The sequence below is a fragment of the Actinobaculum sp. 352 genome, assembly GCF_003957265.1.
GTDB lineage: Bacteria > Actinomycetota > Actinomycetes > Actinomycetales > Actinomycetaceae > Asp313.
On the sequence record NZ_RQSN01000001.1, the window covers coordinates 440,971 to 454,711 of the forward strand.

Genomic DNA, 13,741 nt, shown 5'->3' on the forward strand with positions numbered 1-13,741 from the left:
AAGGAAGAGGGCCGGGCAGTTTCTTGCCCGGCCCTCTTGCTATTCGTTAGTAGTCACGCTGATTGTTGCGGTTACCTCCGGACCGCTTGCCGTAACCGCGCCCGGCGGAGGAACTGCGGCGCCCGTAGCCGACTCGATCATCGCGGTAGGAGGAACCACGCGTAGAGCGACCGTTACCGCCGGCACGAGAGCGATCCGTGCGCGAATATCCGCCTCTCTCATAGCGACGATCCTTATCTCCGAAGCGTGTGCGCCCCCGGCCCGCCTGGTCGCCGCCACGGGAGCGGAATCCGGTACGGTCTTCGCGGCGGCGGTTACCGCGGTCTCTACCGCCTTCGCGCCGGTCGCTACGTCCCGCATCATCACCGTGGCGCGTATCCGAATGACGCGGACCGGTATCCTCGGTGATGCGCAACTCACGCCCGGAAACGCGCGCCTGCGCGATGCGGCGCCGTGCTTCGGGGGAGAGGGGAACACCGATTTCGACCAGCGAGAAGGTGGGGAAGATGTCAATATGCCCCAGATCGGAACCGGAAATCCCACCTTCACCGGTAATCGCGCCGACGATTGCCCCGGGTTTCACGCGATCCTTGTGACCGACTTCCACACGGTAACGTACCGCGTTTTCCAGTGTGGGCTGCGAACGCCGCTCCTTGCGCTCCCACCCACGGCTTCGTTCGGGTTCTCGGACCGTGAGACTTTCGGGTTCCTCGTCAGCCGCTGGTCCCGGATCGCGCACGCCGATGGCCAGAAGTGCCAGGATCAGATCGTCGCGGCTGAAAGGTTCTGGTGCGGTGGACTCGCGTTCATCAAACTGCTCCATGACCTCGCGGTATACGCCGAGCCGACCGTTCGCGAAGCGCTGCCGCGCCTTATCGAGCAGCTTGTAGGCGCGAAGTTTGGACACCTCGGCGGCGGTGGGCAGTTCCACCTGCTCCATATGTGAAGACGTCTGCTTTTCAATACGGCGCAGACGCGCTCTTTCCTTCGGCGTGACAAAGGTAAGTGACTCACCGGTGCGCCCCGCGCGGCCGGTACGGCCAATGCGATGAACATATGTATCCGTCTCACGCGGAACATCAAAGTTCACAACGAGTCCGATTCGGTCCACATCAAGACCGCGTGCGGCGACGTCGGTTGCGACGAGCACGTCAAGTGTCCCGTCGCGCAGGCGCGCGACGAGCCGCTCCCGGTCACGCTGTGCAACATCACCGGAGAGAGCAGCGGTGGAGACGCCGCGCGCTCCCAGCTCAATGGCCAGGTCTTCAGCGGTGGCCCGAGTTCGCACAAAAACAAGTGCAGCGTCCGCCTCGGAAACGGCTAGGACTCGAGCCAGGGCACCAATTTTGTGGCGCTGGGGCACAACCGCGAAGGTCTGGTGCACGGTGGCCACGGTGGAGGCCGGGCGGGAGATCGTCACTTCGACCGGTTCTCTGAGATGCCGCTCGGCAACGCGCCGGATCGGCGGCGGCATGGTGGCGGAGAAGAGAGCCGAGATACGCTCGGACGGTAGGGCCCCGGCTATGCTCTCCACGTCTTCGGCAAAGCCCATGCGCAGCATTTCGTCGGCTTCGTCGAGAACAAAGTAGCCAACCCCGTCCAGTTGCAATGCGCCGCGGTCCATGAGGTCCATAATCCGGCCGGGAGTGCCGACCACAACCTGTGCCCCGTTCTCCAGCGCCCGCAGTTGCGGGCCGTAGGGCGCACCGCCGTAGACCGCCACTACTTCGACATTTCGGGAATGAGCGGCGAAGGACTCCACCGCCTCCGCACCTTGCATGGCAAGCTCGCGGGTGGGCGCGAGGACGAGAGCCTGCACCCGCTCGGACTCAGGATCGATATGCGCCAGTAGCGGTAGTGCGAAGGCCGCCGTCTTTCCGGTACCGGTTTGCGCCACACCGACGACGTCGCGTCCGGCCATGAGAGGGGGAATCGCCTTTGCTTGAATGGCAGTCGGAGAAAGGAAACCGCGATCGGTCACGGCGGCGAGCAGATCCTCTGGCAGATCGAGGTCGGCGAAGGAAAGATCGGTGGAATTAATATCATCGGCGCTAGTGGCTGGGGAGTCGACGTCGTCGACCGGCACGCCCGCGGGCACCGTTAATGGCTCAGACATGTACATACCTGTGGTTGCTGGTCCAGCGCGCGCCACGAAGCAGACACTGCGCGCCTGCCGCACACACTCTTGACACATCCACGGCAGAAAGGCTGGGGGCGCGAATGCGCCTCGTAGATTCTAGCTGGTCGCATGCGGCTACCGCCGCAGTGTGCCGGTGAAATAGGGCACGCGGGATCGAAGGTGACGCTGCTTGTAGCCGTCTCGTATTCGCGCAGCTAGTTTGGCGTGGGCGGCCTGCACGGTGGCTGAGAGTGTGGTTGGGTTAACAAGCGGAAACTAGAGAAAGCCAGAGGCGTCGCCGTGGGCGCCGAAGAGGAATCGGGGCAAGCCCCGTCTATTGCTCGTGGTCGGCAGCGAGAGACGCGCGCTGCTGCGCCTCCTCCCGTGAGCCGGGATGTGGTTGAACGCGCCGCGCAACCATAACTGCCATAAGCATGACAAGTGCGATGCCACCAAATACAGTGGCAAATGCCGCAGACTCCTGCGGCATGACGAGGGCAAAGGCGATTCCGCCAATTGCCACACAGAAAGCCGACCCCAGGGTATCGGCCAACTGCAGCGCCGAGCTTGTGCGCCCCTGATTCTCCGGTGTAGTCAGGGAGAGGCCGTGCACCGTCATCGCCGGGTAAGACAGGCCGATTCCCAGACCGGATATGGTCCATCCGGCAAGGACGACCAGTCCGGTTACCTCGGGGAAGCTACCCGGGAGGACAACAAGGATGCCGAAAAGCTGGATGAAAGCTCCAGTCACTGCGAGTCTGCGTCGTCCGGAGAAGGAGGTGATTCGGCCCTGGATTGCAGAGCCGATGGCCCAGGTGACCGAACCGACGGTAAGGATCAGACCGGCCTGGGCGGGGTTCCAGCCGTGGACGTCTTGCAGGAGGAGCGGCAAAAAGGCTTCGATCCCAATGAAACTCCCGTTGATCAACCCGCGCAGCAACACTGTTGATGCCAAGCCGCGGCGCGATATAAAGGTGCCGAGCGGCAATAGTGGCTGGATGGAGACGAAGGCAATCACAGTGGCCAGGGCAATGACGGTTATCAGCCAGGCGGAAAAGGAATCGGACGGCGTGCCGGATACAGCTTGGAGTACGCCGACGGCAATGCCGGCGATTAACGCGGGCATGGCGCTTCGCCGCAGCTCTGAGCGCGTAGTGGGTGTGGTCTCGTACGGAATTGTGCGGGTTGACATGACCAGTGAAGGAGCGGCCAGCAAGAGCACCGCCGGTACCACTCCGAAAACAATACGCCAGGAGGCGTGTTGGACGATAAATCCCGCCACAGCGGGACCGACAATCGCGGGTACTACCCAGGCAGCGGCAAAGGCGGCGAAAAAACCCGGCTGACGAGACGGGCGCACGTTGTAGCCCACCATGGTGTACAGCGGAACGACGACGAGCCCTCCGCCCAAACCCTGAATGGCTCGGCCCAGGATGAGGACGTAGGCGTTGGGCGCGATGGTGCACACGAGGAGACCCGTGAACAGAGCGGCGACGCCGGTGTAGAGGCATGACTGCGGACTCTTTGTATCGGACCACGGCCCCGCCAGCGCGGTGGTAATGAGCTGCCCTGCCATGGGAACGCCCATCGCCAGGGCGTAGAGATTCTTGCTGTCGAGCGAACGCATGACGGTTGGCATGGCAGTCGCAACGGCGATAGCCTCGAAGGCGACTACGGTGATTAGTCCTACGGCCAGAACCCGTAGGCTCCACTCCTGCCGTCGGTTCAAATAGTTCCGCGGTCCCTCGTCGCGTGTAACGCTCACCCGTGCCTCCTCAATACGTGCCAATCGGCTATTCTCGCAGAAGCTTGGGCGCGAGCGCTACCATGGTCGAGCGGCTGTCGCCCGTCTCGCGGTGGCCGGGCACCCGCTCGTCTCGCGGGTGCGAACATACAACAGAAAGAGGTAACAGCGTGCTGCGTACGCATAACGCCGGCTCCCTACGGGCCGCCGACATCGGCTCCACCGTCACACTCGCCGGATGGGTGGACCGGCGCCGCGATCACGGCGGGATTGCTTTTATCGACCTGCGAGATGCCTCCGGTATCGCACAGGTAACCATCCGCGAAGAGGTCGCCCACGAATTGCGTAGCGAATACTGCCTGCAGGTGATGGGCGTGGTGCGTGAGCGACCCGAGGGTAACGCCAATGCCGCCCTGGCCACCGGTGACATCGAGGTTGAAGCCGACACCGTCAATGTCCTCAACCCCAGTGCACCGTTGCCATTCCAGGTGTCGGACCACGCCGAAGGCGCCAGTGACGTCAGCGAGGAGGTGCGCCTGAAGTACCGCTACGTTGACTTGCGCCGCAGTAGTGAACAACATGCGCTCAGGCTGCGGGCAAAGGTGAACCAGGCGGCGCGGCGTGTGCTCGATGCGGAGGATTTCGTAGAGGTGGAAACGCCCACCTTGACTCGATCTACTCCCGAAGGGGCGCGCGATTTTCTGGTGCCCGCGCGACTGAATCCAGGAACCTGGTATGCGCTTCCGCAGTCGCCACAGCTTTTCAAACAATTGCTCATGGTGGCCGGAATGGAACGGTACTACCAGATCGCCCGCTGTTACCGCGACGAAGACTTCCGCGCGGATCGACAGCCGGAATTCACCCAGTTGGACGTTGAGATGTCCTTCGTCGAGCAAGACGATGTCATCGCCGTCGCGGAGAAGGTCCTGCAGGAAGTTTGGGCACAGATCGGATACGAACTGGTCACCCCGGTCCCTCGTATCACATACGCCGATGCGATGGCCCGGTTCGGCTCCGACAAGCCGGACCTACGTTTCGGATGCGAACTGGTGGATCTGACGGAGTTCTTCCGCGACACGCCATTCCGCGTGTTCCAGAACCCCTATGTTGGTGCCGTCGTCATGCCCGGAGGCGCCTCCCAGCCGCGGCGTACCTTCGATAAGTGGCAGGAGTGGGCCAAGGCGCGAGGAGCCCGTGGCCTCGCATATGTGACCATTGCCCAGGACGGCACGCTCGGCGGTCCGGTTGCGAAAAATATCTCGGATGCCGAGCGGGCGGGGCTGGCCGAGGCCACCGGGGCGCAGCCCGGAGACTGCATTTTCTTTGCGGCCGGTGAACCGACCGCTTCACGTGAACTTCTTGGAGCTGCGCGCCTGGAGATCGGTCGGCGCTGCGGCCTGATTGATCCGAATGCTTGGGCGTTCACCTGGGTCGTCGACGCTCCGCTGTTTAAGCCGGCGGCGCAGGCGCAGGCGGAAGGCGATGTGGCACTTGGCTCAGCATGGACGGCCGTGCACCATGCGTTCACCTCGCCGAAGCCGGAGTGCATGAAGACTTTTGATACGGATCCCGCTAGCGCACTCGCCTACGCCTACGACATTGTCTGCAATGGCAACGAAATCGGTGGCGGCTCCATCCGTATTCATCGGCAGGACGTCCAGGAGCGCGTCTTCCAGGTTATGGGTCTGAGTGAGGAGGATGCGCAGGAGAAATTCGGCTTCCTGCTCAATGCGTTCAAATTCGGAGCGCCGCCCCACGGTGGAATCGCCTTCGGCTGGGATCGTATCGTTGCACTCTTGTGCGGTGCACCATCCATTCGGGATGTCATCGCCTTCCCAAAGATCGGTGCCGGCTGGGATCCGCTGACCGATGCCCCGGCGCCGATCACTGCCACGCAGCGTAAAGAGGCGGGTGTCGATGCAAAGCCGAAGAAGCGAGGTCTCCAAGCGAACGCTGTTAGCGATCCGTCTACCAGCGAAAACGCCTCATGAAGCGGCAGTAATCGCCTATAATATGTGACGTGGGCCACTGTAACCACACAGCCGCCTTGTACTACGGCTGACGGTGGTCCACGACAACAGAAAGGGCAATAGACATGCTGACCGTTATCTCATGGTTAATTGTTGGATTGCTGGCAGGAGCGTTGGCGCGGCTCCTGATGCCGGGCGACCAGGGCAGTGGCTGGATTGGAGCCATCTGTCTGGGCATCGTTGGTGCCATCGTGGGAGGTTTTCTCTGGGGCCTCATTGGAGGCAAAGGGGTCGAGCAGGTATTGAACGACCCGTGGTCCCTGGGATCATTTCTCATAGCGGTTGTCGGCGCGATTCTGTTCTCTTTTGTGTGGCGCGCGCTCACGCGAAAGAGGTAGCGTCATAGGGCGGTGGGGCACCCGGCGAACCGGGTGCCCCACCCTTTTGTTCATGTCCGATTCAGCCCTTACAGGTTCCCGTGGCTACCCGCGCAAAAGGCAGCGGACTGCGGCGGATTCGGCGGACCCAAGTCCGCTGCGAGCATAGAATGCGAGAGTTTTGGCGTCGTCGTCTGTGATCAGCACGAATTGCCGCACGTGCGCGAAACGGTCGAGAGCGTCATTCAGGAGGCGCGTTCCTACGCCTTGCCCCTGTAGTTCCGGCACTACGAGCAGGTCTTGGACGTAGGCGATGGAGACGTCGTCGCCGACCACTCGCACCAAGCCCGCAAGGGTGTCATCCCGCCAAGCGGTTTCACACCACAGTGAGTTCGTCACCGCTTGATATAGTTTCTCCGGGCTCTGTGTAGGCATCCCATCCCACGCTGGAATACAGGGGGAGAAGTTCATGAATTCGCGGCCGAATCTCGTTGTCGTAGCGGACTTTTGAGATGTCTCTTTTCGATTCGGTCATTCAAATACTCTCACTTCCGCCGTTGCTGGCAGTGTCGCTTCTTGCGCCTATGATACTGACATGCGTGAATCAGGGAGGAAAGGAGGCTTGCGGTGAAGTCGTCGCACACGGATCTGTGGGAAGTAACCGACTCCTACGGACCTGCCGCGGAGAAGCTCCGGGGCACGTCCTCGATATTCTGGCGTCTTCATATGGCCGATTGGCTTCACGCGGCTCCCGAACGGGGTTTTGATGTGCTGTGGAATGTCGATGAGGAGGAAGCGGCCATCCTCATGGTGGCAGAGCCGGTTGCAACGGGCGAGCACGCTGCGGAGCATTCGGATCCTACGGCTGGTAGTACACAGGTCGCCTTCCGCCTCTTTGCGCAGGGCGAGGAGCATGCCGTAGCCACGCAACTGGAGCGCCACGGCGATCTTCCGCGCCCAGATTGGGCATTGGTATCCGACGGCATTCAAAAGGTGATATCGACGCGGGTGCGAAGCTGGTTGCCTTCCCACTGGGGTAATGAGTGGGATGCCTATTGGACGACGACGCCTGTTGCCGCCCGCAGCGGTGAGGAGCGCGTAGAAGTGGTCAACGATGTCCAAGAGGTGGTAGAGCTGCTCATAGTCGCGAACCCGACAACCGACGCGTTACGTGATCCCGATGGACACCGCTGGTGGGGACTGCGCGACGACGACGGCGCGCTGGTATCGGTAGTAGGGGTACACGACCGACGTGATATGGACGGTCGGCCCGTCGCCGCATTGTCAGGCCTCGGCACGTTTCCGACTGCACGCGGAGGCGGCTTCGGCGGGGCGCTGATGGCCGGTGCGACACGCCGCGAACTTACGAACCACGACATTGTGAGTTTCGGTATGTGGTCAGGGAATGACCGCGCCCGGCACCTGTACGAGCGGCTCGGGTATCGGCACGCCGGTAGGCAAGTCATGGCTTCCAGCCAGCCCTTCCCGGCCCACGGAGCGCCTAGAATCTGATCGTGCTAGTTGATGAACTACCCGATTTCACGTCGATAACGCCCGCTGGTCTCGCGGCGCGTATTCGCGAGCAACTGACCGCCTGCGCCCGAGAACTGGAGCGCATCGCATCGCAAACAGAACACGCCACGGTGGAGAACACACTGGTTCCCTTTGAACTCGGTGACGCCGAACTTAGGGCAGACTTGGGTCTGCTGTGGACATACTCCGGATCGGTGGGCGGAAGTCAGTGGGAGGCTGTGGAAGCTGAACTCAGTGCGCCCCTGGCGCGGTACGAAGATGCGCGCTACCAGGATCCGCAGCTCTTCCAACGCTTCGAGGTGCTTGCGGGGTCCGAGACCGATGAACAGACCGCACGCACGATCAGCGAACACTTGAAACGCTTCCGTGCCAGCGGTGCGCATTTGCCTGCGGAGCCTCGGCAGCGATTGCGAGAGATCAACGCGCGGCTGGCGGTGCTGGAGACCGAATTCAACCAACGTGTTGTGCGCAGTTCACTGGTGGGCGCCGTGCCATTCAGCGAGGCGGATATCCGCGGCCTCACCGATAATCAGCGTGCCGGGCTCGCGGCTGACGCCGCTGCGCATCCCGAGCTGGCGGACGGTCATCCATTTCTCGCCGTGTTGCGTGCACCGACTCAACAGCCACTGCTGACAAACCTGGACAGTGCCGCAGCCCGAGCGCGGCTGTTGGAGGCGGCACTGGCGCGGGGTGACGGTCATGATCCCAAATCGGATACGCGCCATATTGTGCTGGAGACGGCACGCTTGCGCGCGGAGAAGGCAGAGTTACTCGGCTACGCGGATTACGCCGCATACGTCGCCGCTGCGAGCACCGCCGGGTCTTCGCGGGCCATTGACGCATTCCTGACATCCTTGGTTGAACCGGCACGCAGGAATGTGGAGGCCGAGCGTGAGGCGCTGGTGGCCGAATACCGTGCAGATGGTGCGGAGTGGGAAGTCACTCAGGGCGTATCCGGCGGATTTACCGCAGCGGATTGGGCCTACGAACGGGCGCGGAGTCGTAGGGAGAAGACAGCCATCGACGAGGCAGACCTTTCACCCTATTTCGAACTTTGGAACGTGATCGAGAACGGGGTTTTCTTCGCCGCGAATCGCCTCTACGGGCTGGAATTCGTCCCGCGCCCCGAATTACGCGGCTATGCGCCCGACATGCGAGTGTGGGAGGTCCGCGACGCGGACGGCCAGGTGTTGGGTCTTTTCCTCGGCGACTATTACGCGCGTGCCGGAAAGGCCGGGGGAGCATGGATGCATTCTTTGCAGGACCGTTCCCGCCGTGGTCACCACCATGCGATCATCTGCAACAACCTCAATATCACACGGCCGCCCGCGGGAGAACCGACCCTGCTGACATGGGATGAGGTGACCACGTGTTTCCACGAGTTCGGCCACGCCTTGCACGGCTTTCTGAGTGACGTCGAATGGCCCTCGACGGCCGGCACTGCAGTCCCGCGCGACTTCGTCGAATATCCTTCGCAGGTCAACGAAGTGTGGGCGGCGCACCCTCAGGTACTTGCCTCCTATGCCCGGCACGTTGAAACCGGAGCAGCCCTCCCGACGTCGTTCGCCGCCTATCTGCGCAGCGAGGGCGACGGTGAGGATGGTTTCGCCATATCGGAGATGCTGCAGGCGGTGCTTCTCGATCAAGCGTGGCACCGGCTGCGAATCAAAGATGTTCCCACACAGGATGCAGCGGTTACCGAGTTTGAAAGGCAAGCTCTGCAAGCCACCGGCATGGGAACACCGTTGATACCACCGCGCTATCGCTCCACGTACTACAAGCATATTTTCGGTAGCGACTACAGTGCCGGATACTACTCCTACCTGTGGTCCGAAGCACTGGATGCGGATACGGTTGATTGGCTACGCACGGAAGGAGCCAATGGCGACGACGGCGGCCTGAATCGACGGGCGGGTGAGCGGTTGCGCGCCTGTGTGCTCTCACGCGGAAACTCGCGTGACCCGATGGAGGGATTCCGCCAGTTGCGTGGCCGCGACGTTGATACAAGGGCCCTGTTGCGACGGCGCAATCTAGAGAGGTGATACCCAGTGGCGACGGCGCGAAGCAACAGATGTGTACGTGTGCCCAGCGCCGTCGCGTCCGGTCTTCGTTGCGCACCACCATGTGGCATTGCTCTGCGGGGCGGTGGTGGCCTTCGGTTGGTCTATAAACGCCTATCGGAATAGGAGAGGGGCCCGCGGCACGTGCCGCGGGCCCCTCTTGATGTGTCTAGCTCCCGGGGGAGTTGGACAGACTAGGGAAGTAGCACCAGGGTATCGACGCCGTCACCGTCCCAGTCACCAACCGCAACCGTCCCGGTGGCGCTTCCCACCGTGTACGTTGCGTCAGCATTGCCGCCGCGCAGCGAGTTGGTCAGGAAGTAGGTGTCGCCGCGGCGCACCGCGAAGGTATCTTTCCCGTCGCCATCCCAATCGCCTACCAGGAGTGCATCGGCAGAGCGTCCGTATGCAAAAGACGTCTCTGCGGCGCCGGCTCGTAGGGTGTTGTTGACGAAGAAGACGTTGCCGCGGCGGACCGCGAGGGTGTCCTTACCGTCGCCGTCCCAGTCACCGACAAGCACCTCGTCGCCGCTGCGTCCGAAGGTGAAAGTGGTGTCCGCGTTGCCGCCAGCCAGGGTGTTGGCAATATAGAAGGTGTTGCCGCGACGTACTGCGAGGGTGTCCTTGCCGTCGCCGTCCCAGTCACCGACAAGCACCTCGTCGCCGACACGCCCGTAATGGAAGGACGAGCTCGTCAGGCCGTCGGAGCTGGTCCCGCCTGCGGTATCGAATCCGTCCGAGTAGGCGAACTTGTTGCCATTGCGGAACATGAAGGTATCAACGCCATCGCCGTCCCAGTCACCGACAAGTACAACTCCCGCAGCAAGGGGGCCGACCAGGGTCGACGCATCCGAGTCCCAGCTGTTCATCAGTGTGGCACGCGGCTCGGCCGGCTCAGGCTGATCGGTCGGTTCCGCATTCGGATCGGAGCGGACAACGAATGCGGGGCTGGTCCACGTTTCGTTGTTTTCGCCGTTTTGTGCTTGCCCGAGGCCCTTGGTGACCGTCACTTCGAGGATGTACCGGCCATCGGGCACGTCGAGAGCAGTATCCGTATTGGCCGAGTCGTAGTACGTGCCATCCCACAGATACATGGCCGTGCCGGAGTTCGCTCCCGCGCCATCGGAATGGTAGACGGAGCCGTATTCGGAGACCGGATCGCCCTTCGAACCGTCGGCATTGGCATGGTAGGCCTGAATGTCGAACATGCTCACCGGATTCTCCAGGTGCAAGGCAACAATCGGTACGTCGCCGTCGGCCATGGTGTAAACCGCGTCCGCATCCTCCAAGCGATACTCCGCATCGGAATCCATGCACTCCTGACCGAAGAAGAGCCCGTTGGGGCACGCGGTCAGTCGCGCGAGAGTGGGCTGCTGGAATAGCAGTCGATCCTCGGGGATACCGGCCTGGGCCAGCGTGGCGGAGGAGTAGACGTCACCGTAGGTCCACGTGCTATGTAAGAATTCGAGATCGGTCTCGTAATCGCCCTTCAAACCGGCGAATGGCACCTGGCGTACCGTATTATCCGAACCGCTGAGCACAACGTAGCCGCCGTAAATGGCTCCCGCCGGCAAGTCATACTGTGCACCGGTGGCAGTACTGGCAAAGTGTGTCGGCTCGTCAATAGTGACCTCAACCGTCCGAGTCGCTCCAGCCGGCACGGTCACGGTATCCGCGGAGAATGTGACCTGCGGGTCGAATCCCACCAGGCTGAAGAAGTAACGGTTCGGCCCCCACGTACCTGCCGGGGTCGTGTCGGCACTGAGCGTGTACACGACCTCCTCATCGGAGCGGTTCGTGATGGTCAGCGTCGTTGGTTCGTTGGAATCCGAATCACCCAGGGAGATCTTCGACGGCGTAATGGTGGAGGGCAGCGATTTCACCCCGGCACCACGGTTGGAGGTAACAGCCGCGACGGCATCGGGAACGTCAATCAGTCCCGCGCCCTGGCGATGAATTGCCTCTTTCGCTTCAACTACGCCGGTGTTGTCGGCGAGCTCAAGCGGATTCGCAGTGTTTTGCAGTACTGTCCGCACCTGGTCCGGGCTGACGGCCGGATTGGCCTGCAGGACGAGGGCTGCCGCGCCGGCCGTATGTGGTGCCGCCATCGACGTTCCACCCAAAGTCGCAAAGCCGGAACCATCGCCGTCGGGAGCATCGAGCGGATAGGCGGAATAGATGTTTCCACCCGGTGCCAACACATCTGGCTTCAAGGTCAGGTCAGCAGCGAGTCCGTAGGAAGAGAAGCTAGAGATCTGACCACCGGCAGGGTCTTCGGAAGCCGTGGTCTGATCCGTCCAGGTGATACTGGCATCGCCTGCGGCGGCCAAGGCTTCCAGCGCAGCACCTTGCTCCTGCGTGATCGTGACAACCGGGATAGTGATCGGCGGATCACCCGCAACCGTGGCATTGATGGTGCCCGCTTGGTTGTTGTAAATGATAACAGCGGCAGCTCCGTCGGCCTGCGCGGCAGCAGCCTTGTCATAGAAGGTTGAGGTGCCGCGTGAGACGAGGACGGCTTTGCCAGTGAAGGAATCATCGCCAATCGATACGGCTCCTGTCTTCTGGCCGTCGGGGTAGACAGCCAGCTCAAAAGTCCCGCTCTTCGGCGCAGTCGGGGCATTGCTAGCGGAAAGATATCCGTAGACCTGTCCGTCGGCGGCTTGGAAGGAGGGTAGCGTGATAAAGGTGTTATCGACGGAGCCCACCGAGATAACCTTACTCGCTACGGACGGAGCCCCACCGGAGAAGATGCCGCGCTCTCCCGAATTACCCTGTGAAACGGTAACAACGATGCCTGCGTCGGCCATATTGTTGGCCGCCACCGCGGTCGGATAATTCGGCCACGTCTGGAAGGAAGCACCGATGGACATATTCACAACATCCATACCATCTTTTGCGGCGCGTTCCATCGCCTGCAGCATGATGTCGGAATCGGTTGAGCCATCGCAACCGAAGACGCGGTACGCACCGAGGAGCGCGTCGGGGGCGACGCCCTTTAGCTCGGAAGCGGTGTCATCTCCAGCGGCAATACCAGCCACATGGGTTCCGTGACCGCCACAGTCGTCGGGATCCTCATCCGGTTGGGGAGTCGGATCGTAGTTCGCATCGGAGGTATCCGAGTTGAATGAATCACCGACGAAGTCGTAGCCGGCCACCACTTTAGGTGTCGGGAAGGTCGATTCACCGGACACACCGGTACCACCGAAAACCGTGTTGTCATAGTCGATGCCCGAGTCGATGATGCCAATCTTGACGCCCTGACCGGTGAGTCCCAACTCGTTTTGGGCCACGGAGGCCCCCGTGAGGTCCCGCGCGCTAAACATATCCGGCGAGGCGGTGAAATCGGGGGTTTCGTCCGGGCGTTCGACGACGAGAACGGGATAAACACCCGTCACGTTAGAAGCCTTGGTAATCTCGTCGAGGCCCTCCGCAGTGGCTGTGACCGTGAGTCCATTCCACGTCTGGTCGAAGGAGTTCTGAATCTCGACTTCGTCGTCGGAAACTTGCCGATCAAATGTTTGTTGTTGCTTGCTGATCGTAGTGCTAGATCCACCGGCGAGCACCGGGTCTGCACTCAGCTCAACAAACCACTTGCCCGTAAAGCCGCTTGTCTGATGTGCGGTGTCAAGTAGTTGATCGGCCTTAGGCAGGTCCGCGGGGACCTCGTCGTGATCGGCGTAAACAGGTGCGGCGGCACCGGCACCGAGAGCGGCGGTAGCCACTAGGACCGTACCGATGCGCCATCTCCTTGAGGAGTATTTCGTCATGTGTGATTCCCTTCGTCTGGGTACCGTCCGCACGTGGACGGACGGTGTTGGACAATTTTCACACCGTGAACGCAATCATGCACGGTCGGCTTTCATGGTGGACAAGCTTGCTTTGACGATCAGCATTTCGACTCTGGCGTGAAAGGCGGATTAAGTGTGGCCTTACAA

Annotated in this window: 9 protein-coding genes; 4 read left to right on the forward strand and 5 right to left on the reverse strand. The window is 61.7% G+C overall.

What is annotated here, in order from left to right:
- Positions 1–46: 46 nt before the first annotated feature.
- Entirely contained in the window at positions 47–2,116 is a 2,070-nt protein-coding gene (locus EKN07_RS01885) for a DEAD/DEAH box helicase (protein WP_240611445.1), read from the reverse strand.
- A 337-nt stretch (positions 2,117–2,453) separates the two neighbouring features.
- On the reverse strand, positions 2,454–3,908 hold the full coding sequence (locus EKN07_RS01890; protein WP_126145518.1) for an MFS transporter: 1,455 nt from the start codon (positions 3,906–3,908) through the stop codon (positions 2,454–2,456).
- Between the two features lie 125 nt (positions 3,909–4,033).
- On the opposite strand from EKN07_RS01890, the gene aspS reads away from it, so the two are divergent.
- Both aspS and EKN07_RS01900 read left to right on the forward strand, forming a co-directional pair.
- The gene (gene aspS, locus EKN07_RS01895) at positions 4,034–5,854 is read left to right on the forward strand and encodes an aspartate--tRNA ligase (protein ID WP_126145519.1); all 1,821 of its coding nucleotides are present in this window, start codon (positions 4,034–4,036) and stop codon (positions 5,852–5,854) included.
- A 104-nt stretch (positions 5,855–5,958) separates the two neighbouring features.
- Positions 5,959–6,231: a GlsB/YeaQ/YmgE family stress response membrane protein gene (locus EKN07_RS01900; protein WP_206435648.1), complete on the forward strand. Its 273-nt coding sequence runs from the start codon at positions 5,959–5,961 to the stop codon at positions 6,229–6,231.
- 84 nt (positions 6,232–6,315) lie between these two features.
- Here the strand turns inward: EKN07_RS01900 and EKN07_RS01905 are convergent, their stop codons facing one another.
- Complete coding sequence (locus EKN07_RS01905) at positions 6,316–6,609, reverse strand: GNAT family N-acetyltransferase (RefSeq protein ID WP_164546573.1); 294 nt, start codon at positions 6,607–6,609, stop codon at positions 6,316–6,318.
- Positions 6,587–6,745, reverse strand: coding sequence for a hypothetical protein (locus EKN07_RS12450; protein ID WP_164546574.1), 159 nt, complete (start codon positions 6,743–6,745; stop codon positions 6,587–6,589). Before EKN07_RS12450 ends, EKN07_RS01905 begins: the two co-directional genes overlap by 23 nt.
- Before the next feature lie 92 nt (positions 6,746–6,837).
- Between EKN07_RS12450 and EKN07_RS01910 the strand changes: the two genes are divergently transcribed.
- Together EKN07_RS01910 and EKN07_RS01915 are read left to right on the forward strand one after the other, a co-directional pair.
- Positions 6,838–7,722, forward strand: a complete 885-nt coding sequence (locus tag EKN07_RS01910; protein ID WP_126145521.1) for a GNAT family N-acetyltransferase — start codon at positions 6,838–6,840, stop codon at positions 7,720–7,722.
- A 2-nt stretch (positions 7,723–7,724) separates the two neighbouring features.
- Positions 7,725–9,785, forward strand: a complete 2,061-nt coding sequence (locus EKN07_RS01915; RefSeq protein ID WP_241228098.1) for a M3 family metallopeptidase — start codon at positions 7,725–7,727, stop codon at positions 9,783–9,785.
- Positions 9,786–9,997: 212 nt separating this feature from the next.
- On the opposite strand, the gene EKN07_RS13085 is transcribed toward EKN07_RS01915, so the two are convergent.
- On the reverse strand, positions 9,998–13,573 hold the full coding sequence (locus EKN07_RS13085) for a S8 family serine peptidase (RefSeq protein ID WP_126145522.1): 3,576 nt from the start codon (positions 13,571–13,573) through the stop codon (positions 9,998–10,000).
- Positions 13,574–13,741: the final 168 nt, after the last annotated feature.

Bases quoted from the DNA above. Each gene is read 5' to 3' on its own strand.
- EKN07_RS01885 (WP_240611445.1), bottom strand. From the start codon at position 2,116: ATGTCTGAGCCATTAACGGTGCCCGCGGGCGTGCCGGTCGACGACGTC.
- EKN07_RS01900 (WP_206435648.1), top strand. From the start codon at position 5,959: ATGCTGACCGTTATCTCATGGTTAATTGTTGGATTGCTGGCAGGAGCG.
- EKN07_RS12450 (WP_164546574.1), bottom strand. From the start codon at position 6,745: ATGACCGAATCGAAAAGAGACATCTCAAAAGTCCGCTACGACAACGAG.
- EKN07_RS13085 (WP_126145522.1), bottom strand. From the start codon at position 13,573: ATGACGAAATACTCCTCAAGGAGATGGCGCATCGGTACGGTCCTAGTG.